General features: G+C 74.7%; 16 protein-coding genes. 5 read left to right on the forward strand and 11 right to left on the reverse strand.

What is annotated here, in order from left to right:
• Positions 1–84: 84 nt before the first annotated feature.
• The 9 genes from ACZ4UX_RS17070 to ACZ4UX_RS17110 form a co-directional block, all read right to left on the reverse strand.
• A complete protein-coding gene (locus ACZ4UX_RS17070) occupies positions 85–2,550 on the reverse strand; it encodes a SpoIIE family protein phosphatase (protein WP_465707231.1) in 2,466 nt (821 codons plus the stop codon).
• A 150-nt stretch (positions 2,551–2,700) separates the two neighbouring features.
• On the reverse strand, positions 2,701–3,321 hold the full coding sequence (locus ACZ4UX_RS17075) for a TetR/AcrR family transcriptional regulator (protein ID WP_329486144.1): 621 nt from the start codon (positions 3,319–3,321) through the stop codon (positions 2,701–2,703).
• A gap of 67 nt (positions 3,322–3,388) precedes the next feature.
• Positions 3,389–4,975, reverse strand: a complete 1,587-nt coding sequence (locus ACZ4UX_RS17080; RefSeq protein ID WP_465707232.1) for a 4-coumarate--CoA ligase family protein — start codon at positions 4,973–4,975, stop codon at positions 3,389–3,391.
• A gap of 355 nt (positions 4,976–5,330) precedes the next feature.
• Complete coding sequence (locus tag ACZ4UX_RS17085) at positions 5,331–6,518, reverse strand: acyl-CoA dehydrogenase family protein (RefSeq protein WP_465707233.1); 1,188 nt, start codon at positions 6,516–6,518, stop codon at positions 5,331–5,333.
• A 110-nt stretch (positions 6,519–6,628) separates the two neighbouring features.
• Complete coding sequence (locus tag ACZ4UX_RS17090; protein WP_465707234.1) at positions 6,629–8,566, reverse strand: acetyl/propionyl/methylcrotonyl-CoA carboxylase subunit alpha; 1,938 nt, start codon at positions 8,564–8,566, stop codon at positions 6,629–6,631.
• A 22-nt stretch (positions 8,567–8,588) separates the two neighbouring features.
• Complete coding sequence (locus ACZ4UX_RS17095; protein WP_465707235.1) at positions 8,589–10,187, reverse strand: acyl-CoA carboxylase subunit beta; 1,599 nt, start codon at positions 10,185–10,187, stop codon at positions 8,589–8,591.
• Positions 10,184–11,830 carry an acyclic terpene utilization AtuA family protein gene (locus ACZ4UX_RS17100; RefSeq protein WP_465707389.1) on the reverse strand — a complete coding sequence of 549 codons (1,647 nt, stop codon included), beginning with the start codon at positions 11,828–11,830 and terminating at the stop codon, positions 10,184–10,186. The genes ACZ4UX_RS17095 and ACZ4UX_RS17100 overlap by 4 nt, the downstream gene beginning before the upstream one ends.
• 309 nt (positions 11,831–12,139) lie before the next feature.
• Positions 12,140–13,432: an MFS transporter gene (locus ACZ4UX_RS17105; RefSeq protein WP_465707236.1), complete on the reverse strand. Its 1,293-nt coding sequence runs from the start codon at positions 13,430–13,432 to the stop codon at positions 12,140–12,142.
• A 131-nt stretch (positions 13,433–13,563) separates the two neighbouring features.
• Positions 13,564–15,198 carry a carbohydrate binding domain-containing protein gene (locus tag ACZ4UX_RS17110; protein WP_465707237.1) on the reverse strand — a complete coding sequence of 545 codons (1,635 nt, stop codon included), beginning with the start codon at positions 15,196–15,198 and terminating at the stop codon, positions 13,564–13,566.
• 427 nt (positions 15,199–15,625) lie between these two features.
• Here ACZ4UX_RS17110 and ACZ4UX_RS17115 point away from each other — a divergent pair, with 427 nt between their 5' ends.
• The 5 genes from ACZ4UX_RS17115 to ACZ4UX_RS17135 all read left to right on the forward strand — a co-directional run bounded on the left by ACZ4UX_RS17115 (position 15,626) and on the right by ACZ4UX_RS17135 (position 22,802).
• Complete coding sequence (locus ACZ4UX_RS17115) at positions 15,626–17,347, forward strand: sensor histidine kinase (RefSeq protein ID WP_465707238.1); 1,722 nt, start codon at positions 15,626–15,628, stop codon at positions 17,345–17,347.
• Positions 17,344–18,042 (forward strand): response regulator, encoded by a 699-nt coding sequence (locus tag ACZ4UX_RS17120; protein ID WP_465707239.1) that lies wholly within the window; start codon positions 17,344–17,346, stop codon positions 18,040–18,042. Before ACZ4UX_RS17115 ends, ACZ4UX_RS17120 begins: the two co-directional genes overlap by 4 nt.
• Positions 18,043–18,228: 186 nt before the next feature.
• Positions 18,229–19,008 carry an ABC transporter ATP-binding protein gene (locus tag ACZ4UX_RS17125; protein WP_465707240.1) on the forward strand — a complete coding sequence of 260 codons (780 nt, stop codon included), beginning with the start codon at positions 18,229–18,231 and terminating at the stop codon, positions 19,006–19,008.
• A 52-nt stretch (positions 19,009–19,060) separates the two neighbouring features.
• Complete coding sequence (locus ACZ4UX_RS17130) at positions 19,061–21,634, forward strand: ABC transporter permease (RefSeq protein ID WP_465707241.1); 2,574 nt, start codon at positions 19,061–19,063, stop codon at positions 21,632–21,634.
• 244 nt (positions 21,635–21,878) lie between these two features.
• The gene (locus ACZ4UX_RS17135) at positions 21,879–22,802 is read left to right on the forward strand and encodes an LLM class flavin-dependent oxidoreductase (RefSeq protein WP_465707242.1); all 924 of its coding nucleotides are present in this window, start codon (positions 21,879–21,881) and stop codon (positions 22,800–22,802) included.
• Between the two features lie 19 nt (positions 22,803–22,821).
• Here the strand turns inward: ACZ4UX_RS17135 and ACZ4UX_RS17140 are convergent, their stop codons facing one another.
• Positions 22,822–24,354: an aminopeptidase P family protein gene (locus ACZ4UX_RS17140; protein ID WP_465707243.1), complete on the reverse strand. Its 1,533-nt coding sequence runs from the start codon at positions 24,352–24,354 to the stop codon at positions 22,822–22,824.
• A gap of 63 nt (positions 24,355–24,417) precedes the next feature.
• Positions 24,418–26,031, reverse strand: a complete 1,614-nt coding sequence (locus ACZ4UX_RS17145; RefSeq protein ID WP_465707244.1) for an MFS transporter — start codon at positions 26,029–26,031, stop codon at positions 24,418–24,420.
• Positions 26,032–26,227: the final 196 nt, after the last annotated feature.

Genomic DNA, 26,227 nt, shown 5'->3' on the forward strand with positions numbered 1-26,227 from the left:
CTCTTCGACCTGTGTCTTCCCTTCTGCCCTAGCGGGGACCCCCCCCCCTCCTCCCGGGGTGCGAGGTCCCGCGCGTCGGTGCGCTCAGCCGGTGCCGAACGGCAGCTCCAGCTCCGCCCAGACCACCTTGCCGTCCCTGGTCAGGCGGCTGCCCCAGCGCTGGGCCAGCTCGTTGACCAGGAACATCCCGCGGCCGCCCTCGTCCTGCTCGGCGAACGGGCGCAGCTGCGGCGTCTGGCCGCCGGAGTCGGCGACCTCCAGGGTGAGCACCCGGTCGCGGAAGAGCCGGAGCCGGCGCGGGGTGTCGGAGTACAGCAGGGCGTTCGTGACCAGCTCGCTGACCAGCAGCTCGGCGTAGTCGGAGAGCGCGGACAGGCCCCAGCCGTCCAGGGTCGCGCGGGTGAAGCGGCGGGCCGTGCCGGGCAGCCGGCCGCCGCCGGTGAGCGAGAGGGTGGCGATCCGGTCCGAGGGCAGCGGCAGCACCCGGGCCATGATCATCGCGATGTCGTCGTCGGTGCCGTCGGTGACCAGCGCGCCGAGGACGGCGTCGCAGTTCTCCTCCAGGGTGCGGCCGGGGCCGGAGAGCGTGCGGGCGAGCAGGTCGATGCCGTCGTCGAGGTCCCGGCCGCGCCGCTCGACCAGGCCGTCGGTGTAGAGGGCCAGCAGGCCGCCCTCGGGGAGGGTGAAGCCGATCGACTCGAAGGCCACGCCGCCGACCCCGAGCGGGGCACCGGGCGGCACGTCGATCCGGCGGGCGGTGCCGTCCGGCGCGACCGAGACCGGGGGCAGATGGCCCGCCGAGGCCACCTGCACCGTCCGCTCCAGCGGGTCGTAGACGGCGCAGATGCAGGTGGCGAACTGGCCCTCGCCGATCCCCGAGGCGGTCTCGTCCAGCCGGGTCAGCACCTGCTCGGGCGGCATGTCCAGGGTGGCCAGGGTCCGGGCGACGGTGCGCAGCTGACCCATCGTGGCGGCGGCCCGGATGCCGTGGCCCATCACGTCGCCGACCACCAGCGCGACCCGGCCGCAGGAGAGCGGGACGACGTCGAACCAGTCGCCGCCGACCTCGCTGGTCACGCTGCTGGGCAGGTACCGGTAGGCGATCTCCAGGCCGAGCGTGCGGTGGATCTCCTGCGGCAGCAGGCTGCGCTGGAGGGTCAGCGCGGTCTCGCGCTCGCGCCGGTAGAGCCGGGCGTTGTCGATCGCGATCGCGGTGCGGGCGACCAGTTCCTCGGCGAGCGCGACATCGGCGTCGGTGAACGGCTCGGGGTTGCGCATCCGGATGAACTCGGAGCCGCCGAGCACCATGCCCCGGGCGGTCAGCGGCACCATCAGGTACGAGTGGATGCCGGCGCCGATGCCCGGTGCGACCCGCTCCTCGGTGGCGACCAGGCCGCGCAGCACGTCCTCGTCCACCTGGGCCCGCAGCAGCGGGCGGCCGCTGCGCAGGCACTGGGTGTAGCTGCGGTCGGGGGCGTACTCGGAGACGTCGCCGACGGTGTCGACGGCGTGGGCCAGGCCGGACTCGTAGGACTCGCCGACGGCCACGGCGCGCAGCTGGACGGAGCGGTCCTCGGGGATCGCGGCGGGCTCGGCGCCGCGCAGCACCGGCTCCAGCAGGTCGACGGTGGCGAAGTCGGCGAACCGGGGGACGACGGCCTCGATCAGCTCCTCCGCGGTGCGCTGGAGGTCGAGCGTGGTGCCGATCCGGGCGGTGGCCTCGGCGATGGTGGTGAGGCGTTCCTGCGCGCGGGCGGCGCGGGCCTCGGCCTGGAACCGCTCGGTGACGTCGATGATGGACGAACAGACGCCGAAGACCCGGCCGGTGGAGTCCTCCAGCCGGAAGTAGGAGGCGGACCAGGCCCGGTCGCGGCGCGGGTCGCCGGGAACGCGGCCGTGCGAGCGGGCGTCGACCACGGGACGGCCGGTGGTGAGCACCTGTCTCATGGTCTGTTCGATCTCGGCGCTGTTGATGCCGGGCAGGACGCCGCTGATCCGGCGTCCGAGGTGGTCCTCGACGGGGACGCCGTTCATCCGGGCCAGCGCCAGGTTGAGCCGGACGTAGCGCAGGTCGGTGTCGTAGACGGCCATGCCTATCGGGGACTGGCCGAAGATCCCGTCGAGGACGGCGAGGTCGGCCTCGACCCGGTGCAGGGCCTGGGTGTCCGAGGCGGTGGCGAGCAGCAGCAGGGTGCCGCCGGGGCCGGCTATCGGGTAGGTGCGGAACTCCAGCTCGACCACGTGGCCGTCGCGGTGGCGGACCGGGAAGACGCCGGACCAGCCCTTGCCGCTCATGATGCGCTCGAACAGGGCGAGCACCTCGGGGCGGTCGGTGCGGCCGGTGAGCAGCTGGGCGGCGTAGCTGCCGACGGCCTCCTCCGAGGAGAAGCCGAGCAGCGCCTCGGCGTCCTCGCTCCAGTGGAGGATGAGGCCGTCCTCCTGGAGCAGCGCGGTGGCGAGCGGGACGAGGCGATGGCCGTCCAGGCGTACGGAGGCTCCGCCCGGTGCGGGGCCGGCGGCGTCGGTCTCGTCCCATTCGTGTCCGTGCATGATCAGCCAGCACCCCGCGTTCGGCTCGTGTCCGGCCGGGCGGGGCCTCGTGGTCCGTGCCGGCCGGGGTTCTTCTCCAGACTGCACGGACATCGGCCGCCCGGCGACCCCTTGGTCAGAGGTTCCTCGGACGGGCCTGTCGTACGGGCGTCATGGGCGTACCGGCCGCAGCGTACCCTCCAGGAGGCCCGCCCACTGCCGGATCACTCCGGATCGTCTGGCGCTGTCGTCGGAGAGCAGGTCGGCCAGTCCGAGACCGCGTGCCATGTCGAGGGTCGCCTGCACCGTCTCGCGCACTCCGGGGCGGCTTTCGTCGGCGTCCAGGAACTCGACGGCGGCCCGGTGGGCCTCGCGGCCGACCCTGCCCTCAAGTGCGACGATCCGCGCACGCAGCGGTTCGTCGGTGGCGGCGGCGACCCACAGGTGCAGGGCCGCGCGGAACAGCGGACCGGTGTAGAGGCGCACGATCATGTCGACCACGGCCACGGTGCGGTCCGGTCCGGCGGCCGGCAGCTCGTCCGCGTGGGCGCGGACCGCTGCCAGCCGCTCGGCGGTGACGTGCTCGACGGCCGCGGTGAAGAGGTCCTCGCGGGTGGGGAAGTGGTGCTGGGCGGCGCCGCGGGAGACTCCGGCCCGTTCGGCGACCACGGAGACGGTGGCGCCGTTCCAGCCGACCTCGGCCAGACAGTCGACGGCCGCCGCCAGCAGCCGCTGCCGGGTGGCGCGGCTGCGGTCCTGCTGGGGGGTACGGGCGGCGGGGTGGGCGGTCATCGGCGGCGACTGGTCCTGTCCGTGGGGGGTCCGGGCGGGGTCGATCCTCGCAGATCCGCCGCCCGCCTCAGCGGGCGGCCTCGCGGGCCCGCAGCTCCCGGCGCAGGATCTTGCCGGCGGCGGACTTGGGGACGGCGTCCAGGAACTCCACCGCCCGCACCTTCTTGTAGGGGGCGACCTCGGCCGCCACGAAGGAGGTGACGTCCTGCTCGGTGAGCGCGCTGCCGGGGGCGCGGACCACGAAGGCCTTGGGGTACTCGGTGCCGTCCGCGTCCACGACGCCGATCACCGCGGCGTCGGCGATCTGCGGGTGGCTGAGCAGCAGGGCCTCCAGCTCGGCGGGGGCGACCTGGTACCCCTTGTACTTGATCAGTTCCTTGACCCGGTCGACGACGTACAGGTAGCCGCGCCCGTCGACGTGTCCGACGTCGCCGGTGTGCAGCCAGCCGTCGGCGTCGATGGTGGCGGCGGTGTCGGAGGGCCGGCCGAAGTACCCCTCCATCACCTGCGGGCCGCGGAGCAGCAGCTCGCCCGGCTCGCCGGGGCCGAGGTCGGCTCCGCTGCCGTCCAGGGCGACCACCCGCAGCTCGGTCGAGGGCACCATCCGGCCGACCGAGCCCGCCGGGGGGTCGGTCTCGGTCGGGGAGACGACGTGCGAGACCGGGGACAGCTCGGTCATGCCGTAGCCCTGGAGGATGTGCGGCAGGCCGAGCCGCCGGGCGCAGGCGGCGGCCAGGTCCGGGTCCAGCGGGGCGGCCGCGCAGAGCAGGTACTCCACCGAGGAGAGGTCGAAGCGGTCGACCACCGGGTGCCTGGCCAGGGCGAGCGCGATCGGCGGTGCCACGATCAGGGCCTGGACGCGCTGCTCCTCGATGGTGCGGCAGAACTGCTCCAGCTCGAAGCGCGGCAGGACGACGACGGTGGCGCCGCACCGCAGCGGCTGGTTGAGCAGGGCGGCCAGGCCGTAGATGTGGAAGAAGGGGAGGACGGCGAGGATCCGCTCCCCCTCCCGCGGCCGGTACAGGGCGTCCGTCTGGGCGAGGTTGGTGGCGATCGAGCGGTGGGTGAGCATCACGCCCTTGGGCAGGCCGGTGGTGCCGCTGGAATAGGGGAGGACGGCGAGGTCGCTGCCGGGGTCGATCGCCGGCTCGGGGTCGGGGCCGCCGGAGGCGAGCAGGTCGGCCAGCGAGCGGTGGCCCTCGGCGCCGTCCAGCACGATGATCTCGGCGAGCGCCCGGCCCTCGGCGGCGAGCTTCCCGGCGGCCTGGCGGGCGGTGTCCAGGAACGGCGAGACGGTGATCAGCCAGCGCGCGCCGCTGTCGGCGAGCTGGCCGGCCAGCTCGCCCGGGGTGGCGAGGGAGGACACCGTGGTGACGGTGGCCCCGGCCCGGGTGGCGCCGTAGAAGGCCATCGGGTACGCGATCGTGTTGGGACTGAACAGTGCCACCACGTCGCCCCGGCGCACGCCGGCCTCGGCCAGCCCGGCGGCCGCCCGGCGGACGGCCGTGGCGAGCCGCGCGTGGCTGACCGACTCCCCCGTGATCCCGTCGATCAGGGCCGGCCGGTCGCCGTAGCGGGCGGCGGAGCCGAGCACCGCCTCGTGGATCGGCAGATCGACGATGCCGACGTCCGGGAACTCGCTGTGGAACACCAAGGCGTGCCTCCAAAGGGGTAGTTGACGCCCGGTCGGGGGGATCGGCGAGTGGTCCGGCCCGCCGGTCGGCCGAGCGCGCGCACAGGAGCATACGGACAGTGGCGGAGCGTTGCTCCATTGTGACGAAGGGCGGCAGGGCCCCGTGCCGGCCGATCGCCGTGCCCGGCGCACCCGGTCCGCTCCGCTCGCCCGCTCCCGACCAGGGCACACGTCGCCGGGCGGCCCGCCGAGCCGGGGTGCCGGGCGGCGGGCGGCGGCGGGCCGCCGCCTCGCACAGACGGTGGCCCGCGCCGCCGGCGTCGCGCTGGAGTTCGGCGGCGGAGCGCTCCCGCCGGGCGCCCGCCCGGGCCCCGGGTCAGTACGACTTGGGCAGCCCGAGGGTGTGCTGGGCCACGAAGTTGAGCACCATCTCCCGGCTGACCGGGGCGACCCGGCCGACCCGGGTGGCGGCGAGCAGCGCGCCGAGCCCGTACTCCTGGGTCAGGCCGTTGCCGCCCAGGGTCTGGACGGCCTGGTCGACGGTGCGGGCGGCGGCCTCGCCGGCCGCGTACTTGGCCATGTTGGCGGCCTCGCCCGCCGCGAGGTCGTCGCCCCCGTCGTAGAGCAGCGCGGCCTTCTGCGTCATCAGCCGGGCGAGTTCGATCTCCACCGCGCACTGGGCGAGCGGGTGGGCCAGGCCCTGGTGGGCGCCGATCGGGGTCGACCAGACCGTCCGGGCCTTGGCGTACTCGACGGCCCGGCCGAGGGCCTGGCGGGCCAGACCGAGCGAGAAGGCGGCGGTCATGATCCGCTCGGGGTTGAGGCCGGCGAAGAGTTGCAGCAGCCCGGCGCTCTCGTCGCCGACCAGGGCGTCGGCGGGCAGCCGGACGTCGTCCAGGAAGACCTGGAACTGCTTCTCCGGGGAGACGAGTTCCATCGGTATCGGGCGGTACTCGAACCCGGCCGTCTCGCGCGGGACGACGAAGAGCGCGGGCCTGAGCTTGCCGGTCCGGGCGTCCTCGGTGCGGGCGACGAACAGCACGGCGTCGCTGTGGTCGATGCCGGAGACGAACACCTTGCGGCCGGTGAGCAGCCAGTCCTCACCGTCGCGGCGGGCGACGGTGGAGATCCGGTGGGAGTTGGAGCCGGCGTCCGGCTCGGTGATGCCGAAGGCCATCCGCCGGGTGCCGTCGGCGAGGCCGGGCAGCCACTGCCGCTTCTGCTGCTCGGTGCCGTAGCGGGCGATCACCGTGCCGCAGATCGCCGGGGAGACGATCAGCATCAGCAACGGGCAGCCGGCGGTGCCGAGTTCCTCCAGGACGATGGAGAGGTCGGCGATGCCGCCGCCTCCGCCGCCGTACTCGGCGGGCAGGTTGACCCCGAGGTAGCCGGCCTTGCCGGCCTCGGCCCAGAGCTCGTCGGCGGGCAGGCCGGCCCGGGCCTTGCCCAGGTAGTACGCGGAGCCGTAGCGGCTGCCGAGGTCGGCCACGGCGCGGCGCAGGGCCTGGCGTTCGGGGCTCTCGATCAGCGGGCTGCCGGGGGTGGTGGTGCGCGGTGCGGACATGCGGTCGTCCTTCCGGGCGGATCGGGGCTGGCACGGGAATCGGGTGGGAGTCGGTGCTCTCCCAGGGGGTCTCGGGTGCCGTCTCGGGGAGTCGGGCTCGGGAGGCTCCCTCAGGGCGCAGGCTGCACGACGGCGAGCAGGGCGCCGAGTTCGACCTGCTGGCCGGGAACGGCCCGGAGTTCGGTGAGCACGCCGTCGGCGGGGGCGGTGACCCGGTGCTCCATCTTCATCGCCTCCAGCCAGAGCAGCGGCTGGCCCGCGGTGACGGTGTCGCCGACCGCGACGGCGGTGCGCGCCACGGTGCCGGGCATCGGGGCGAGCAGGGCCCCCGGATCGACCTGCGCGGCCGGGTCGGGGAAGCGCTCCAGCGCGGTCAGCACGGTGGCGCCGGCCGGGCTGTCCAGGTGGACCCGGTCGCCGTGGCGCGCGATGTCGTAGCCGCTGCGGACGCCGTCGGTCTCCAGGACCACCCGGGTGGGCGTCGCCGAGACGAGCGTGGTGCCCGGGTGGTCCTCGGCAACCAGCCCGGCCCGGCCGAACCGGTAGCGGACCTCGTACACGGTGGCGTCGGCGGCGGCGTACCGCTTGCTCTGCGGCTGCGAGGGCAGGTTGCGCCAGCCGGAGGGCAGCGCCGAGCCGACGCGGCGTTCGGCGGCGTCGGCCAGCGCGGCGGCGAGGGCCGCCGCCGCGTCCCCGCCGGGAGCGGGGGTGAGACCGGCGGCGTGCTCGGCCAGGAAGGCGGTGTGCACCCGGCCGGCCAGGAAGGCGGGGTGGCGCAGCGCCGCGACGAGCAGGTCCCGGTTGGTGACCGGCCCGTGGATCCGGGCCCGGGTGAGCGCGTCGGCGAGCCGGCGGGCGGCGGCGGCCCTGGTCGGCGCCCAGGCGACGACCTTGGCGAGCATCGGGTCGTAGTGCGCGCCGATCACGCTGCCGGCCGCCACCCCGGAGTCCAGGCGCAGCCCGGTGTCACCGTCGGCGGTAGCGAACTCGACGGTGGTGCCGGGGAGTTCGAGACGGTGCAGGGTGCCGGTCTGCGGCTGCCAGTCGCGCGCCGGGTCCTCGGCGTAGAGGCGGGCCTCGATGGCGTGGCCGCGCGGGGCGGGCGGCGCCGGGGCGGGCAGCGGTTCGCCCTCGGCGACGCGCAGTTGGAGCGCGACCAGGTCGAGCCCGGTGACGCACTCGGTGACGGGGTGCTCGACCTGGAGGCGGGTGTTCATCTCCAGGAAGTGGAACCGGCCGTCGGGGGCGAGCAGGAACTCCGCCGTGCCGGCGCCGGTGTAGCCGATCGCCCGGGCGGCGGCGACGGCGGCCGCGTGCAGCGCGGTGCGCACCTCCTCGTCGAGGCCGGGGGCCGGGGCCTCCTCGATGACCTTCTGGTGGCGGCGCTGCAGCGAGCAGTCGCGTTCGCCGACCGCCCACACCGTGCCGTGCGTGTCGGCGAGCAGCTGGACCTCGACGTGCCGCCCGGTGGGCAGGTAGCGCTCGCAGAACACCTCGTCCGAGCCGAAGCTCCTGGCCGCCTCGGCGCGGGCCTCGGCCAGCCGGGGCGCGAGTTCGTCCAGCCGGTGGACCACCCGCATGCCGCGCCCGCCGCCGCCCGCGGCCGCCTTGACCAGCAGCGGCAGGTCGGCCTCGGCGGGGTCGGTGAGGGCCTCCAGCACGGGCACGCCGGCGGCGGCCATCAGGCGCTTCGCGGCGGTCTTGGAGCCCATCGCGGCGATCGCGGCCGGGGGCGGGCCGATCCAGGTCAGGCCCGCGTCGAGCACCGCCTGCGCGAACTCCTCGTTCTCGGAGAGGAATCCGTAGCCGGGGTGGACCGCGTCGGCCCCGGCGGCCAGCGCGGCCTTGACGATCAGGTCGCCGCGCAGATACGTGTCGGCGGGCGCCGCGCCGGGGAGCCGGACGGCGGCGTCGGCCTCCCGGGTGTGCGGGGCGTCGGCGTCCGGGTCGGCGTAGACGGCGGTGGTGGCGATGCCTAGGCTCCGGCAGGTGCGGAACACCCGGCGGGCGATCTCGCCCCGGTTGGCGACCAGCAGGTTGGCGATCACGTCGGTCCCTCTCAGAGTCGGATCACATGCGGAAGACGCCGTAGCCGCGCGCGCCCTCGACGGGCGCGTTGTGGATCGCGGAGAGGCACAGGCCGAGCACGGTCCGGGTGTCGCGGGGATCGATCACCCCGTCGTCGTAGAGCCGGCCGGAAAGGAAAGCGGGCAGCGACTCCGCCTCGATCTGCTGCTCGACCATCGCCCGGATCGCGGCGTCCGCGTCCTCGTCGTAGGGCTGCCCCTTGGCCGCCGCGGACTGCCGGGCCACGATCGACAGCACCCCGGCGAGCTGCTGCGGTCCCATCACGGCCGACTTGGCGCTCGGCCAGGCGAACAGGAACCGCGGCTCGTAGGCCCGCCCGCACATGCCGTAGTGGCCGGCCCCGTAGGAGGCGCCCATCAGCACCGACAGGTGCGGAACCGTGGAGTTGGCGACGGCGTTGATCATCATTGCGCCGTGCTTGATGATGCCGCCCTGCTCGTAGTCCTTGCCGACCATGTAGCCGGTGGTGTTGTGCAGGAACACCAGCGGGATGTCGCGCTGGTTGGCCAACTGGATGAACTGGGCGGCCTTCTGCGACTCCGGGCTGAACAGCACGCCCTGGGCGTTGGCGAGGATGCCGACCGGGTAACCGTGCAGCCTGGCCCAGCCGGTGGCGAGACTGGTGCCGTAGAGCGGCTTGAACTCGTCGAAGTCCGATCCGTCGACGATCCGGGCGATCACCTCGCGCGGGTCGAACGGGATCTTGAGGTCGCCCGGGACGATGCCGAGCAGTTCCTCCTCGGCGTACTTCGGCGGCTCGGCGAGCGGGTCGGCGGCGGGGCCGTGCCGGCGGTGGTTCAGCCGGGCGACGATCCGCCGCGCCAGCCGCAGCGCGTCCGGTTCGTCCACCGCGAAGTGGTCGGCCAGGCCGGAGGTGCGGGCGTGCATCTCGGCGCCGCCGAGCGACTCGTCGTCGGACTCCTCGCCGGTGGCCATCCTGACCAGTGGCGGGCCGCCCAGGAAGACCTTGGCCCGCTCCTTCACCATCACGGTGTGGTCGGACATCCCCGGCACGTAGGCGCCGCCGGCCGTGGAGTTGCCGAACACCACGGCCACGGTGGGGATGCCCGCCGCGGAGAGCCGGGTGAGGTCGCGGAAGAGCGCGCCCCCGGGGATGAAGATCTCCTTCTGGCTGGGCAGGTCGGCGCCGCCGGACTCGACCAGGTTGACCACCGGGAGCCGGTTCCGCAGCGCGATCTCGTTGGCGCGCAGGGCCTTGCGCAGCGTCCAGGGGTTGCTGGCCCCGCCACGTACGGTGGGGTCGTTGGCCGTGATGAGGCACTCGACGCCCTCGATCACTCCGATCCCGGTGACGAGCGCCGCGCCGACCGGGTAGTCGCTGCCCCAGGCGGCGAGCGGGGAGAGCTCCAGGAACGGCGAGTCCTGGTCGATCAGCAGCTCGATCCGCTCGCGCGGCAGCAACTTGCCCCGGCCGCGGTGGCGTTCGACGTACTTGGGGCCGCCGCCGGCCAGTGCCTTGGCGTGTTCGGCGTCCAGTTCGGTGAGCTTGGCGAGCATCGCGGCCCGGTGCTCGGCGTAGTCGGCGCCGGCCGGGTCGAGGCGGGTGGGCAGGACGGTCACAGCAGCGCCTCCGGGATGTCGAGGTGGCGGGAGCGCAGCCACTCCCCCAGCGCCTTGGCCTGCGGGTCGAAGCGGTGCTGGGCGGCGACGCCCTCGCCGAGCAGGCCGGTGATGGTGAAGTTGACCGCGCGAAGATGCGGGAGGAGCTGTCGGCTGATCGGCAACCCGGCCGTCTCCGGCAGGAGTTCGCGCAGCAGATCGACGGTGAGGATGTGCGCGAGCCAGCGCCAGCCGTCCGCGCCGCGGGCCCAGACCCCGAGGTTGGCGTCGCCGCCCTTGTCGCCGCTGCGGGCGCCGGCCACCCGGCCGAGCGGTGCCCGCACGGTCGGGCCGGGCGGCAGTGGCTCCGGCACGTCCGGGCCCGGCTCCGACGGCCGGGTCGACGGCTCCGCCGGGGCGGTGACCGGCGCGGGCGGTACGGCGACCCGCCGCCCGTCCGGCAGGACCGCGGTGTGCTCCACCGCCTTGGCGTCGACGTACGCGGCGGTGAAGACCCCGTACGGCGATCCCGCCCCGGGCAGCGCGGTGAGATGGAAGCCGGGGTAACCGGCCAGCCCCAACTCCACGGCCGCCTTGCCGAGTTCGCGCCCGACCTTGGCCGGATCGCGGTCCCGGGCGGTGAGCCGCAGCAGCGCCGAGGCGCTCTCCTCGGTGGCGGCGTCGGGGTGGTCGGTGCGGGCGAGCGTCCACCGGAGTTCGGCGGGGCGGGCGTCCGGCGGCAGGGCCTCGGCCAACTGCCGTTGGACCAGGGCGGCCTTGGCCTCGATGTCCAGGCCGGTCAGGACGAACACCACCTCGTTGCGGTGGCCGCCGAGCCGGTTCAGCCCGACCTTGAGGGTCGGCGGCGGCGCCTCGCCCCGCACGCCGTGGATCCGGACCCGGTCCGGCCCCTCCTCGGCGAGCCGCACGGTGTCCAGCCGGGCCGTGACGTCCGGTCCCAGGTAGCGCGCGTCGCCCGTCTCGTAGAGGAGTTGGGCGGTGACGGTACCGGTGGTGACGGCGCCGCCGGTGCCCGGATGCTTGGTGATGACGCTGGAGCCGTCCGCCGCCAGCTCGGCGATCGGGAAGCCGGGCCGGGTGACGTCGTGCTCGCGGAAGAACGCGTAGTTGCCGCCGGTCGCCTGCGCCCCGCACTCCAGCACGTGCCCGGCCACCACGGCGCCGGCCAGCTCGTCCAGGTCCCCCGGCCCCCAGCCGAACCGGGCGATCGCCGGGCCGACGACCAGCGCCGCGTCGGTGACCCGGCCGGTGACCACCAGGTCGGCCCCGGCGGTCAGGCACTCGGCGATCCCGAAGGCGCCGAGATAGGCGTTGGCGGCCAGCAGTCCTTCGGGGAGGCCGAGTTCGGCCCGCCGGGGCAGCAGGTCGTCACCCTCGACATGGGCGACGGCGGGATCGAGCCCCTGACGCCGCGCCAGTTCACGGACCGCGTCCGCGAGTCGGGCCGGATTGAGGCCACCGGCGTTGACCACGATCCGCACCCCGCGCTCCAGCGCCAGGCCGAGGCACTCCTCCAACTGCCGCAGGAACGTCCTCGCGTAGCCGAGCGAGGGGTCCTTCAGCCGGTCCCGGGCCAGGATGAGCATGGTGAGCTCGGCCAGGTAGTCCCCGGTCAGGACGTCCAGCGGCCCGCCCGTGAGCATCTCGCGCACCGCCGAGAAGCGGTCCCCGTAGAAGCCCGAGGCATTGCCGATCCGCAGTACCGAACGCGACCCCACAGGTGCGCCTCCCCTACCGGTGGCCCCGCACTCGCCACGCTTGCCGTCGGGCAGCAGCGTGGCACCGGCACGGAGAAAAAGCAATCATGCCTGCTTGTTTTTCGCCGATACCGCCGCCCGATGGCGCGATGACTGCCGGCGGTCACGGCCTCGTTCGCCCGGGTGCGTCCCGAGGGCCACGAGATGCCCGCCGGGGCACGCGCTCCCGGTCTGCGGCACGGTCTCGGCAGGACGTCAGGCGGGGTCCGGGAGCGCGGCCTCCTCGGGCCGGTCCCGCGTCGCGTGGGCCGGGTCGGGGGCCGGGCGGCGGGTGCGTTCGGCCCAGGCGGCCACCGGCGGGCCCGCCGCGCCCAGGGCCGCGAAGAACACGCCGAGCAGCAGCCAGCCCGCGTGCCCGAGGCCGAGGACCGCGGTCGTCAGGACCAGCGGAGCCAGCGCCTGCCCGGCGGCGAAGCCGATGCCGAGGAAGCCCTGGTACTGCCCCTGGGCGTGGTCGGGGGCCAGGCCGAAGCCGAGCGCGAAGCCGCCCGAGGACTCCCACACCTCGCCGAGGCTGTGCACCGCGACGGCGAGGAGGGCGAGCGCCGGCGCGACCCAGACCGGAACGTCCGCGGTCAGGGCCATCAAGGGGCAGCTGACCAGGAAGAGCAGCCCCGCCAGCCGGAACGCCCGGCCGCCCTGGCGCGGCGTCTCCACCCGGGAGCCGATCCTGCTCTGGAGCAGCACGCACACCCCGCTGTTGGCCGCGTAGACCGCCGCCACCGTCCAGCGCGGCGCGTCGGTGTGGGCGGAGAGCCAGATCGGAAGCAGCAGGGAGACGGTCTGGTACTGCAGGCCCATCGCACCGTAGAGCGCGACGAAGGACACGTACGGGCGGTCGGCCAGGACGGCCCAGCGGTGGTGCTCCTCGGGCCGGGGCAGCGGCCGGTAGTTCGGGACGCCGACCAGGGCGACGAGGCCGGCGCCGGCGAAGCTGGCGGCGTTGGCGAGGATGAGCGCGGTGTACGCCGCGCGGGTGTCGACCGACACGGCGAAGGCCGCGCCCAGGGTGCCCAGGACCACGCCGAGGTTGACGAAGGTGCGGAGCCTCGCCCGGAAGGCGGCCGGGCGTTCCCCGCCGGTCCGGGCGATGAGCGCACCGCCCGCGGCGCCGCCCGCGGTTGCCGCCAGCCGGTCCAGGGTGGCGATGAGCGTGAAGGTGGCCCAGTCCTGGATGAACACGAAGGCGGCCATCGTCACGGCCTGCAGTGCGAGGGCCGTCAGCCAGACCGTGCGCGGGCCGTACCGGTCGGCCAGGTTCCCGGCCGGGATCCCGGCCAGCAGCCCGACCAGACCGGCGACCGTGAGACCGGCGCCGACCTGGGCGGCGGGCAGGTGGACCACCAGCGTGAAGTAGAGCACCGCGGCGGTGTTGAACAGCCCGTTGCCCACCCGGCTGACGAAGCTCGCGAGGATGAGGGCGCGCTGCGGGCGGCTCGACTCCGGCGCGGTGGACGTCCGTGGGCCGAAACCCTTCCCGATGATCATGCGGACCAGGCTAACAGCGCCCCCACAAGCGCCTTTCGGACCGCTCGGACCGGTCGGACCCGGGAGCAGGGGGCGCTCCCGGGTCCGTCCCGCGTGCGGTCAGCGGGCTGTCAGCAGCGGATCGGCGGTGATCAACGCCCCTGGAGGGACTTGACGTTGTCGCCGAAGCTCCAGCCCTTCGAGCCGTCCCAGTTGACCGACCACGTCATGAGCCCCTTCAGCGAACCGTTGAAGGCGTTCCACGACTGGCTGACCAGGCCCGGCGCCATGTAGCCGCCGCCCGCACCGGGCTGGGCCGGCAGACCGGGCACCTGCTTGTCGTAGGGCACCTTGATGGTGGTGCCCTGGATGGTCAGGCCGTTGTTCAGGCAGGTGGTCTGCGCGGTGAAGCCCTGGACGGTGCCCGCCTGGTAGGAGTCGCCGGAGCAGCCGTACATGCTGCCGTTGTAGTACTGCATGTTCAGCCACCAGAGGCGGCCGTTGTCGACGTACTTCTTGATGATCGGCAGGTAGGAGCCCCAGATCGACCCGTAGGTGACGCTTCCGCCGGTCACGTAGGCGGTCTCGGGGGCCATCGTCAGGCCGAAGCCCGCGGGCATCTGCGCCAGCACACCGTCGATGATGCGGATCAGGTTGGACTGGGAGGCGGACAGCGTGGTGATGCTGCCGCTGCCGGACAGACCGGTCTCGATGTCGATGTCGATGCCGTCGAAGTTGTACTTCTTGAGGATCGGCACGACGGTCGCCACGAACTTGTCGGCGACGGTGCTGGAGCTCAGGTCGATGCCCGCGGCGGCGCCGCCGATCGACATCAGGAGCGTCGCGCCGGCGGCCTTGGCCTGGCACATCTCGGCGGGGGTCGAGACCTTGACGCCGGCGTCCATGCCGTCCTGCCACAGGACGGTGCCGTCCGAGAGGATCACCGGGAACGCGGCGTTGATGACGTTGTAGCCGTGCGCGGCGATCCGGCTGTCCGTGATGGGCACCCAGCCCATGCCCGGGTGGACGCCGTTCGCGGCACCGTCCCAGTTCTCCCAGTAGCCCTGGAGGACCTTGCCCGAGGGCTTCGGCTTCGTCGGGCAGGTGTCACCCGGCGGCGGCGTGGTCGGCGGAGCGGTCGTCGGCGGCGTCGTCGTCGGCGGAGCGGTCGTCGGCGGCGTCGTGGTCGGCGGAGCGGTCGTCGGCGGCGTCGTCGTCGGCGGAGCGGTGGTCGGCGGCGTCGTGGTCGGCGGAGCGGTCGTCGGGGTCGCGGTCGGCGTGGGGCTGCTGCCGCCGGGGCCGGCGAGCGACACGTCGTCCGCGTAGAACGCCGGCTGCCCGTACCACCCGTGCAGGTAGACGGTCAAGGAGGTGGTGGTCGCCCCGGTGGTGAAGCCGACGCTGAGCTGGCTGTACGTCGCGCTGTTCGGCGTCCAGGTGGACGGCGCCGTGGTGATGCCGGAGCCGGTGGCGCCCAGGTAGACGTAGCTGCCCTGGACGTAGGCGCTCAGCGTGTACTGGGAGTTGGGCTGCACGCTGACGGTCTGGGTGCACTGGGCGTTGTCCAGGCCGGTCGGCGTGGCCTTGAGCGCGGAGGTGCCGTAGTGGACCGGGCTGCCGACGGCCGCGCCGGAGCCGCCGGTGCAGGTCCAGTCGGAGAGTCCGTTCTCGAACCCGGGGTTGGCCACCAGGTTGGTGGTGGCCGCCCCGGCCGTGACGGAGCCGGTCAGGGCGAGTCCGGCCCCGAGGACGGCGGCGACGCTCACCCCGGCGAGGGAACGCATCATGACGGTCTGTCCGTGCCCGGGCCGGCCGGCCCGCGACGCGCGTGCCGCGGTCGCCCGCTGGAGGCCGGGAGCCCCGAGCGGCTCGCTCCCGGTCCGGTCGCCTCCGAGGCGGCCGTGGTCCTGGCTGGGTCGGGGTTCGCCCGACGGACGTGGCGTACGCGACCTTCGACGGAACATGCGGTGCTCCCTTTCCCGCCGAGCGTCATGGACATGACCGACGCGTGGGGGCGTGACGCCCGGCTCTGGGTGAGGTGGGGACATGTGGGGCTGTGCCGAACCGGATCGTAGGAGGGGCGGCAAGGCCCGTCAATAGGTCTGGACCAATTGTCCGGTGACGGCGGAACACCGGCTCTCCGACTTTCGACAGAGCCGCAGCTCATCCCCAGGTCGCACAAGGACCCGCGGCACCACCCCCGACAATGGGCCGATGGCCCCCCTCTCCCGAAATCCGTTCACGGCCCCCGGCGAACCGGGCCGGGGGCTGTGGCGCGCCCTCGCGGAGACGACCGGCGGCGCGGCGCTGATGCTCCTCACCCAGCTGATCCTGGGCGGCCGCGGCCCGGCCGGCGAGATCCAGCTCCTCCTCGGCACCGTCGTCCTCGTCCTGCTCGCCGTCCGCCGCCGCTTCCCCGTACTGAGCCTGCTGGGCACCTCCGTCGTCGTCGGGCTGCTGCCCCCCGCCGGACTGCCGGCCGCCGTGACCGCGTACACCTCGGCCAGGCACCTGACCGCCCCCCGGCGCCGGAGCACCGTACTGCTCGCCTCTGCCGTGCTGGCGGCGCTGGTCTGCGCCATCCTCGCCCCGGCCATCGGGCTCGGCGGCCACGCGTTCGGGCTCGCGCTCGGCGCCGTACTCGCGGCGACCACCCTGGTGGTGCCGGGGCTCCTCGGCGGCTCGGGCGGGCAGGAGGACCGGCTGCTGCGGGCGCTCCGGGAGCGGGCCGCCGCCGCGGAGGCGGCCCGCCGGCTCGCGGAGAGCGAGTCCCGGATCCACGAGCGCTCCCGGATCGCCGCCGAGATGCACGACCTGGTCGGCCACCGGCTCAGCCTGATCTCGCTGCACGCGGGCGGCCTGGAGATGGCCCTGCGGAAGGAGGCGCCGGACCTGCGGGACGAGGCGGCCCTGGTCCGCCGGGCCACCGGGGACGCGATGCGGGAGCTGCGCGAAGTACTCGGCGTTCTGGGCCCGTTGGGCCGGGACACCGGGACGGACGCGCTGACCGACAGCACCGGGACCAGATCCGACGTCGAGGCGCTGGCCGCGGAGTCCCGCACCGGCGGCATACCCGTCGAGCTCACCTGGGACGGCCCCGACCTGCACGAGCGCGCCGCCCAGGTGCGGCGGGCGGTGCACCGCGTGGTGCGCGAGTCGCTGACCAATGTGCACCGCTACGCCGCCGGGGCCCGCGTGACCGTGGCGGTGACGCACACCGAGGACCGGGTGGAGGTGCTCGTGCGCAACGGCCTCCCGCCGGTGACCCCCGAGGCGGCGACCGGCCTGGGCACCGGGCGCGGACTGGTCGGGCTGCGGGAACGGGTGGCGCTGCTCGGCGGCGCCCTGGAAGCGGGCCCGACGCCGGCCGGGGGCTTCGCGGTCGCCGCGCGGATCCCGGCCCGCCCCGACCCGGGAGCGAGTCTCACCGCCGCGGGCGCCCCGCCGCGCGAGGCACCGTCCGAGCCGCACGCCGACCACCCGCCCGCCGGTCTCCGACGCCGCGTCGTGGACGCCCTCAGCGGGTTCCTCGGCCTCGCGGGTGTCGGCGTGCTGATGATGTGCGGTCTCCTGCTGGTCTCCCAGGCGTCCCCGGATCCCGCCCCCCGCGATCCCGAGCCGCCCAGGATCGGGATGTCCCGCGCGATGGTGGAGCGGGCCGTCTACGGGGACGACCCGGCGGTGCGCGCGGCGGCGACGGGCCGGGAGCCGGCCCGCGCGGAGTCCGTGACGAGCTGCATGTACCCGACGTTCCGCTACGCGGACCCGACACCGCCGGCCCCGGCTGCCGAGGGCACCCCCACGGACGAGGCCGCCCCGCAGGGCGGCGACCGGCTCACCATCACCCGGCTCTGCTTCCGTGGCGATACGTTGGCCACGATCGACCGCTTCACCGTGCCCATGGTGTCGCGCACACCACCGTGGGAGTCCCCGTGACCGAGTTCCCCCCTGCCGTCCACCACCCGATCCGGGTCCTGCTCGCCGACGACGAGGAACTGATCCGGCACGCCGTCCGGCTGATCCTGCGCCACGCCGAGGGCATCGAGGTGGTCGGCGAGGCGGCGAACGGCGAGGAGGCCGTCCGGGTCGCCGCCGAGACCCGCCCGGACGTGGCCCTGATCGACATCCGGATGCCCGTGCTCGACGGGCTCGCCACCATCGAGCGGCTCCTCGCCCTGGACCCCGGGCCGCAGGTCGTCATGCTCACCACCTTCGGCGACGAGCAGAACGTGACGCGCGCGCTGCGCTCCGGCGCCACCGGCTTCCTCCTCAAGGACGAGGGCCCGCAGGAGCTGATCAGCGCGGTCCGGGCCGCCGCCGGCGGCGACGCCGTCCTCTCGCCCAAGGTCACCCGGACCGTCATCGACCGCATGCTCGACACCGGCGCCGGTGCGCCGGCCGCCCCGGCCCCGGGCGCCGTCCCCGACCAGCGGCTGGCGGCGCTCACCGGCCGCGAGCGCGACGTCCTCGCGCTGCTCGGCCGTGGTCTCGCCAACGCGGAGATCGGCCGCCGACTGGGCATCGGCGTGGGCACGGTGAAGACCCACGTCAGCGCCGTCCTGGTGAAGACCGGCACGGACAGCCGCGTCCAGGCGGCGGTCCTCGCCCACCGGGCGGGGCTGCTGTCCTGAGCACCGGCCCGGTAGGCCGTCTCTGCCGGACGGCAGAGGCGGCCGTCCGCCGCGAGGAGGAGGCACCACCCCGGGCCCGACCTTCGGCAGACGCCCCGGTCACACCCTGAGGCCGACGGTCCGGCGCCGCGGCGCGCCGAGGATGAGAGTCAGTCACCGACCCTCTCCCCGTAACCCGGAGCCGACATGTCACTGCAGGAAGCCGTACCCGCCCCCGTCTCCCCCGGCACCGCCGCCGCCCGGGCCACCGGGCTGAGCAAGGTCTACGGCCGGGGCGAGGCCCGGGTGGTCGCGCTGGACTCGGTCTCGGTCGAGTTCGAACGCGGCCGGTTCACCGCGATCATGGGGCCGTCCGGCTCCGGCAAGTCGACGCTGATGCACTGCATGGCCGGTCTCGACGCGGTCACCGCGGGCTCCGCGCGGATCGGTGACACCGAACTGTCCGGCCTGAGCGACCGGCAGCTCACCCGGCTGCGCCGGGACAGCGTCGGTTTCGTCTTCCAGGCGTTCAACCTGCTCCCCACCCTGACGGCGCTGGAGAACATCACGCTGCCGATGGCCATCGCGGGCCGCCGGCCGGACCGGAAGTGGCTGGAGACCGTCGTGGCGACCGTCGGCCTCGCCGGGCGGCTGGGCCACCGCCCCGCCCAGCTGTCCGGCGGCCAGCAGCAGCGGGTCGCCGTGGCCCGCGCCCTCGCCGCCCGGCCGGAGATCGTCTTCGCCGACGAACCGACCGGCAACCTGGACTCCCGCGCCGGCTCCGAGATCCTCGGCTTCCTGCGGGAGTCCGTACGGGAGTTGGGCCAGACCGTGGTGATGGTCACCCACGACCCGGCGGCCGCCGCGCACGCCGACCGCGTGGTCTTCCTCGCCGACGGCCGGCTCACCGACGAGCTGCTCGCCCCGACCGCCGAGACCGTCCTGGACCGGATGCGGCGCTTCGACACCGGCGCCCGCACGAGCTGACCCGGCTCCCCGCGCCCCACCCGCCCCCTCGCACCTCCGAACTGGGACCACCATGCTGCGAACAGCCCTGCGCAACGTCTTCGCGCACCGAGCCCGCCTGATCATGACCGCCCTCGCGATCACCCTCGGCGTCGCCTTCGTCTCCGGCACCCTCGTCTTCGGCGACACCGTCGCGGAGGCCCTGCGCGCCGCCTCCGCCAGGAGCCTCAAGGACGTCGCCGTCTCCGTCCAGGCCGAGGCCCGGCGCGGCTCCGACACCGGGACGGACGACACCGTGTCCACCGCACTCACCAGTGAACTCGCCGACCAGGTCCGCACCGTGCCCGGCGTCACCTCCGTGCGCCCCACCGTCAACGGCACCGCCACCCTGGCCGCCAAGGACGGCCGGCCGCTCGACGCCGACACCAGCTGGCAGAACCTGGCGACCAACTACGCGCCGGACGCGGCCCACGGCGACCGGGACGCCCGGTTCCCGCTCAGCGCCGGCCGCGGCCCCGTCGACAGCGGTGAACTGGCCCTGGACCGCGGGACCGCCGAGCGGGCCGGCTACCGCGTCGGCGACACCGTCCGCTTCGCCACCCGGGGCCCCGCGCTGACCAAGAAGCTGGTCGGCACCGTCGACACCGACGACCCACGGGTGCGGGCCGGCGGCAGCCTCGCGCTCTTCGACACCAGGACCGCCCAGCAGCTCTTCCTCCAGGACGGCCGCTTCGACGAGCTGGCCGTCGGCTCCGCGCCCGGCACCGACGCCGAGGAACTCACCGGCAGGATCCGCGCGCTGCTGCCCGCCGACGGCATCACGGTCACCAGCGGAGCCCGGCTCGCGCGCGAGCAGGCCGCGCAGATCGCCGAGAGCACCAAGGAACTCACCCGGATGCTCCTCGCCTTCGCCGGGATCGCCCTGTTCGTCGGCGCCTTCATCATCGCCAACACCTTCACCATGCTGATCGCCCAGCGCAGCCGGGAGACCGCGCTGCTGCGCGCCGTCGGAGCCTCGCGCCGCCAGGTCGTCCGCGCCGTCCTCGCCGAGGCCGCCCTCCTCGGCCTCGGCGCCTCGGCGGCCGGCATCGCGCTCGGGACCGGGATCGCGACCGCCGTGCGGCCGATCCTCGACGCGGCCGGCGCGGGCCTGCCGGACGGCCCCCTGGTGATCTCCGCGGACACCCTCCTGCGCTCCCTCCTGACCGGCGTCGGCGTCACCGTGCTCGCCGCCTGGCTGCCGTCCCGCAGGGCCGCGAAGACCACCCCGGTGGAGGCGCTGAGCACCGTCGACCAGGCACCGCCCCGGCGCGGCATGCTCCTGCGCAACAGCCTCGGCGGACTGCTCACCGGCCTCGGCCTGCTCACCCTGCTGTACGTCTCCACCCGGAGGGACGGCGCCGACGCCAACCTCCAGGCCGCCGCCCTGGGTTCGCTGCTCACCCTGACCGGCCTGATCGTGATCGCCCCGCTGCTGTCCCGCCCGCTGATCCGGCTCGCGGGCACGGTCACCACCCGGTTCTTCGGCGTCAGCGGCAGGCTCGCCGAGGAGAACGCGCTGCGCAACCCGCGCCGCACCGCCGCCACCGCCTCGGCCCTGATGATCGGGCTGGCCCTGATCACCGGCCTGAGCGTGACCGGCGGTTCCACCGACGCCGCCCTCCAGGACGCGGCCGTGCGCGGCCTGACCGCCGACTACAAGGTGTCCAACGCCGGGTACGGCGGCATCGACCCCGCACTCGCCGGCACGGTCGCCGACGTCCCCGGCGTCGCGCGGGCGGTGCCCGTCGCCTCCTCGACCCTGGGCGTGCGGGGCCGGGCCGCCACGTTCACCGGCGCGGACCCGCGGCAGCTCGCCGCGGTCTCCGACCTGGAGTTCAGCAGCGGCTCGCTCGCGGACCTCGGCCCCGGCAGGGTCGCGCTCTCCGACCGGCTGGCCGAGGAGACCGGCCTGTCGAAGGGCGACACCTTCCCGGGCACGCTGGGCTTCGGCCGCGAGACCAGGGAGCTGACCGTCGCCGGTGTCTACCGCGAGACCCGCACCGTGGGCGGCGCCGTGGGCGCCCTGGGCGACGTCCTGCCGTACGCCGTCGGCGGCCGGCTCGACAGCGTCCTGGTCGAGGCCGCGGCCGACGGGCGCACCGGCGGCCTCGACCAGCGGATCCGCGAGGCCCTCGGCAACAGCCCGCTCCTCCAGGTGCAGGACCGGGCGCAGTTGACGAAGGCGCAGTCCGGCGAGATCGACACGATGCTCACCATGATGTACGGCCTGCTCGGCATGACGGTCGTGATCGCCGTCTTCGGCGTCGTCAACACCCTGGCCATGTCCGTCTTCGAGCGGACCAGGGAGATCGGGCTGCTGCGCGCGATCGGCCTGGACGACCGGGGCGTCAGGCGGATGGTGCGGCTGGAGTCGGTGGTGATCTCACTGTTCGGCGCCGTTCTCGGCATCGGCGCCGGGATCTTCCTGGCCTGGGCCTGCGGCAGCCTGGCCCGGGCCTCGCTCCCGCAGTACCGGATCGTGCTGCCGTGGGCGCGGCTCGGCCTGTTCCTGCTGCTCGGCCCGGCGATCGGGGTGCTGGCGGCGGTCTGGCCGGCCCGGCGGGCGGCCCGCCTGAACACCCTGCGGGCGATCAACGCCCAGTAGCGCCCGGCCGCGACGGCTCCCGTCAGCCCCGCCGGTTCGGCCGCGCCCCGGTCGCCGCACCCGGCCGGGGCGCGAGAGCATCGAGGAGGCCCCGGGCGCGGGCACCGTCGAACCGCGGCGGTGCCGCGGATCGTTCCTCCTGCCGTACGCCCCCGCGGACCGCGACCGGTCGGGCGGCGACGGCGCCCGACCGGTGCCGCCCCGTCACGCGGTGGCAGAACCGAACCGACAGGCTGGAGTCCCCGTGCGCGTCAGCGTCTGCATCCTGCCCGACCGGCCGTTCCCCGAGGCGGCCCCGCTCTGGCGCCGCGCCGAGGAGCTGGGCTTCCACGCCGCCTACTCCTACGACCACCTCACCTGGGGCGGCCTGCCGGACGGCGCCTGGTACGGCGCCGTGCCCACCCTGGCGGCCGCCGCCGGGGCCACCTCCCGGATCCGCCTCGGCACGCTGGTCTCCTCGGCGAACTTCCGCCACCCCGTGCCGCTCGCGCAGGACGTCATGACGCTGGACACCATCAGCGGCGGCCGGTTCGTCCTCGGCTACGGCGCCGGCGCGCCCGATGCCGACGGCATCGTGCTCGGCCAGGGCGCGCCCGACACGGGCTGGTCGGTGAAGGAACGCGGCGGCCGGTTCCGCGAATCGGTGGAACTGCTGGACCGGCTGCTCACCGGGGCGCCCGAGGGCCGGCCGCGGACCACCTTCCGCGGCCGCTACTTCGACGCGATCGACGCCCGGCTGGAGCCCGGGTGCGTCCAGCGGCCCCGGGTGCCGTTCCTGCTGGCGGCGACCGGACCGCTCGGCATGCGCACCGTGGCGCGGTACGGCGCGTCCTGGGCGGTCACCGACGACGCGGAGCTGCCGAAGGACACCCTCACCGAGGCCTCGACCTGGGCCGGCCTCGCCCGGCGGCTGGAGAGTCTCGACGCGGCCTGCGAGCAGGAGGGCCGCGACCCGAAGTCACTCGGCCGCACCCTGCTGACCGGGTTCTCGCCGCTGCCCACCATGCGCTCGGCGGCGGCCTTCGAGGAGGTCGCGGGGCGCTGCGCGGAGCTGGGCTTCACCGAGCTGGTGGTCCACCACCCGCGCGAGTCCGGGCCGTTCGCCACGCCCGCGCACGTCCTGGAGGAGATCGCGCCCGCCCGCCGCGGCGCCGCCCGGCTGCCCTGACCGCGGACCCGCTCCACGGCTACCGCAACGACGCCATCCAGGCCTCGACCTCGTCCGCCTGGCGCGGCAGGCCCGAAGACAGCCACTGCGCGCCGTCGGCGGTGATCAGGAAGTCGTCCTCGATCCGGACGCCGATCCCGCGCAGTTCCTCGGGGACGGTCAGATCGTCGGGCTGGAAGTACAGTCCGGGCTCGACGGTCAGCACCTGGCCGGCCTCCAGGACGCCGTCCAGGTAGGCCTGGCCGCGGGCACCGGCGCAGTCGTGGCAGTCCAGGCCCAGCATGTGCCCCGAGCCGCAGACGGTGAAGCGGCGGTACCGGCCGGACTCGGCGAGGGACGGCCCGCCGTCCGGTGCCAGGCCCCAGGCGTCGAGCCCTTCCGCGATCACGCGCATCGCCGCGTCGTGGAAGGCCCCGTAGCGGGCGCCGGGCCGCAGGGCCGCGATCCCCGCCGACTGGGCGGCGAAGACCAGGTCGTACACCCGGCGCTGGACATCGGTGTAGTGGCCGGAGACCGGCAGCGTCCGGGTGACGTCGCCGGTGTAGAAGGAGTCGGCCTCGACCCCGGCGTCCAGCAGGAGGAGGTCGCCGTCCCGCACCGGGCCGTCGTTGTGCATCCAGTGCAGGACGCAGGCGTGCGCGCCGGCCGCCGCGATGGTCTCGAAGCCCAGGCCGTAACCGTCCAGCCGGGCGCGGCGGTTGAAGGTGCCCTCGATCCAGCGCTCGCCCCGCGCGAGGCCCGTGGCGTGGCGCAGCTCGCCGACCACGTCGTGGAACCCGGCCACCGTGGACCGGACGGCCGTGCGCAGCTGCTCGACCTCCCAGGCGTCCTTGACCAGCCGTGACTCCGCGAGGAAGGTCAGCAGTTCGGCCTCCGCCCGGTGGGCCGGCCGGACCAGTGCGTCGACGAGCGCGTCCTCGCCGCGCACCACCCGGGTCGGGACGTGTCCGGCGAGCGCCCGCTCCAGGTCGTCCCGGGCGGCGGCCCGGACACCGATCGCGTCGGCGGTCTCCGACAGCGTCCGGCGCCGGCCGACCCAGAACTCGCCGTGCCGGCGGCTGCTGTGGAACTCGGCGCCGTTCGGCACGCCGTCGCGCGGCGACCGCGGCCGGGTGAACAGGGTGACCTCGTGCCCGGTCCCGGTGGGCTCGAGGACGAGGACGCTGTCGGGGACGGCGCTCGTGCCCTGCTCCGCGGTGAGGTGGACGAACGCGGAGTGCGGCCGGAAGGTGTGGTCGAAGTCGTTGCTGCGGACCTTGAGCCCGCCCGAGGGGACGACGATCCGCTCCCCGGGGAACCGCTCGGAGAGTGCCGCGCGCCGCGCGGCCGCGAAGGCCGCACCGGGCAGCAGCGGCAGCGTCGTCCCGGTGTCGGCCCAGCCGTGGTGGAACCACTCGGCCTGCGCGGCCGGCACCGCACGGTCCTGCGCCCCGGCTCCGCGCGTCCCGTCCTGCTGCTCCACCCGTCGTCTCCGCTCGCCGTAGTCCGCCGCACGCCCGCTGCACGTCGGCCGCACGTCGGCCGCACGTCGGCCGCACGGGGAAACTACCATTTCACATGTCACACATCCATACCTCCGCGCAGAAGCCCCCGTACCCCGAGGAGGCGCCCGGGTCTACGCCGGCGTCTCACGGCCGGACTGTTCGGTCGGAATCCGCTGGGTGAAGAACAGCGCCACGACGGCGGTCAGGGCGAGGATCGCGAGGGCCGCCCGCAGACCGTCCAGCCGCGCGGCCGCGTTGGCGTCGAGCGCCGCCCGCGCGACCTCCGGGCTCGTGCCCGCCTCGTCCAGCGCCGCCGTGAGCTGGACGTCCGACAGGAAGGGCGCGCCGCTCTCCAGTTGGACGGCCGCCCGGTCCGCGACCTCGGCCGGGACCGCCGGATTCTGCTCGACGGCGGTCAGGAACGAGGCCGTCAGGGCGGCGATCATGATCGATCCGGCGAGCGCGGTACCGATCGAGGACCCGAGGTTGGTCACGGCGTTCTGGATGCCGCCGACCTCCGCGCTCTGCTCGTCCGGGACGGCCGACACGGTGACCGCGCCGAGCTGCGAGGCCATCGCGCCCATCCCGAGGCCGATCAGCAGCAGGGGCAGGGTGACGATCTCCGCACCCGCGTCCGCGTCGAGCGCGGCGAGCAGGGTGACGGCGCCCGCGAGCAGGGCCAGGGTCCCCAGCCGTACCACCCGGCGCGGTGAGACGTCCGGGAACAGGCGCGGGATCAGGACCGCGGCGGCCAGCAGCGTCAGCGAGAGCGGCAGCAGCCAGACGCCGGTCCGCAGGGCGGACAGGCCGAGGGCGACGGACAGGTAGAGCGGGACGACGAAGAACACGCCCATCTGGATGAAGTACTGGAAGAAGAACATCGTCAGACCGCCGGTGAGCCGGCGGTTGCCGAGCAGGGCCGGGTCGACGAGCGGCTCCCCGCCGCGCTCCACGACGCGCGTCTCCCAGTGCAGGAAGAGCCGGATCAGCAGCACACCGGCCAGCAGCAGCCACACGGTGAGCGAGATGCCGAGCCAGCCGGGCGCACCCGGCTTGGGCACGAACCACCCCCAGGAGCTGGAGCGCAGCACCCCGAACACGAAGACCCCGAGCCCGAGCGCGGACAGCAGGGCGCCGACCAGGTCGAGCCCGGCCCGGTCGGCGGGCGGGGCGTCGGCGAGCCGGCGGGCGAACACCAGGATGGCGAGGACGATGACGACCTCGCCGGCGAAGACCCAGCGCCAGGAGAAGTACGTCGTCGCGACACCGCCGATGAGCGGCCCCAGCGCGATCGCCACCGCCCCCGCCGCGGCGACGAACCCGTAGGCGGCCGGTCGGCGCCCGGCGGCGAAGTTGCCGGCCACCAGCGCCACGATCGCCGGGAGGATGAGGGCCGCCCCGACCCCCTCCAGGAAGGACCAGCCGAACAGCAGCACGGCCAGGTTGGGGGCGAGCGAGGTGGTCAGGGAACCGCAGCCGTAGATGACGCAGCCGATCATGAACGCCCGTCGCCGGCCGATGAGCTTCCCGACCTTGCCGCCCGGGATCATGAACATCGCCATCACGAGCGTGTACGCCGTGATGGCGCCCTGGATCCCGGCCACCGTCGTCCCGACGTCGTCGGCCACCGTCGCGATGGAGACGTTCATGACGGAGCTGTCGAGCGCCATCAGGAACTGGCCGGCCGCGAGGGTCGGCAGGACGAACCCGCCGACCGCGGAGGAGGTGCCTGCGCTGGGTGCCATGGGCCGCATCGTCGCAGCGGCGGCGGGACACGGCCACCCGGGAGTCGGCCGGTCGGACCGGGTCGGTGGTGGGGGGGGGCGGGGGGGGCGGCCCCGGGGGGTGTATGTTGCTCTGTTTGGCTGGGCGGGCGGCCGGGACGGGGGGAGGGGGGGGGCGGCCGGACCCCCCCGCCGCCCCGCCGGGAAGCCGGACGGG

Source organism: Kitasatospora sp. NPDC028961, from assembly GCF_055564815.1.

Excerpts from the sequence above, each read along its gene's own strand:
- ACZ4UX_RS17070 (WP_465707231.1), bottom strand. The coding sequence starts at position 2,550 with ATGCACGGACACGAATGGGACGAGACCGACGCCGCCGGCCCCGCACCG.
- ACZ4UX_RS17075 (WP_329486144.1), bottom strand. The coding sequence starts at position 3,321 with ATGACCGCCCACCCCGCCGCCCGTACCCCCCAGCAGGACCGCAGCCGC.
- ACZ4UX_RS17085 (WP_465707233.1), bottom strand. The coding sequence starts at position 6,518 with ATGTCCGCACCGCGCACCACCACCCCCGGCAGCCCGCTGATCGAGAGC.
- ACZ4UX_RS17100 (WP_465707389.1), bottom strand. The coding sequence starts at position 11,830 with ATGCTCACGGGCGGGCCGCTGGACGTCCTGACCGGGGACTACCTGGCC.
- ACZ4UX_RS17105 (WP_465707236.1), bottom strand. The coding sequence starts at position 13,432 with ATGATCATCGGGAAGGGTTTCGGCCCACGGACGTCCACCGCGCCGGAG.
- ACZ4UX_RS17110 (WP_465707237.1), bottom strand. The coding sequence starts at position 15,198 with ATGATGCGTTCCCTCGCCGGGGTGAGCGTCGCCGCCGTCCTCGGGGCC.
- ACZ4UX_RS17115 (WP_465707238.1), top strand. The coding sequence starts at position 15,626 with ATGGCCCCCCTCTCCCGAAATCCGTTCACGGCCCCCGGCGAACCGGGC.
- ACZ4UX_RS17125 (WP_465707240.1), top strand. The coding sequence starts at position 18,229 with ATGTCACTGCAGGAAGCCGTACCCGCCCCCGTCTCCCCCGGCACCGCC.
- ACZ4UX_RS17130 (WP_465707241.1), top strand. The coding sequence starts at position 19,061 with ATGCTGCGAACAGCCCTGCGCAACGTCTTCGCGCACCGAGCCCGCCTG.
- ACZ4UX_RS17140 (WP_465707243.1), bottom strand. The coding sequence starts at position 24,354 with ATGGTAGTTTCCCCGTGCGGCCGACGTGCGGCCGACGTGCGGCCGACG.
- ACZ4UX_RS17145 (WP_465707244.1), bottom strand. The coding sequence starts at position 26,031 with ATGGCACCCAGCGCAGGCACCTCCTCCGCGGTCGGCGGGTTCGTCCTG.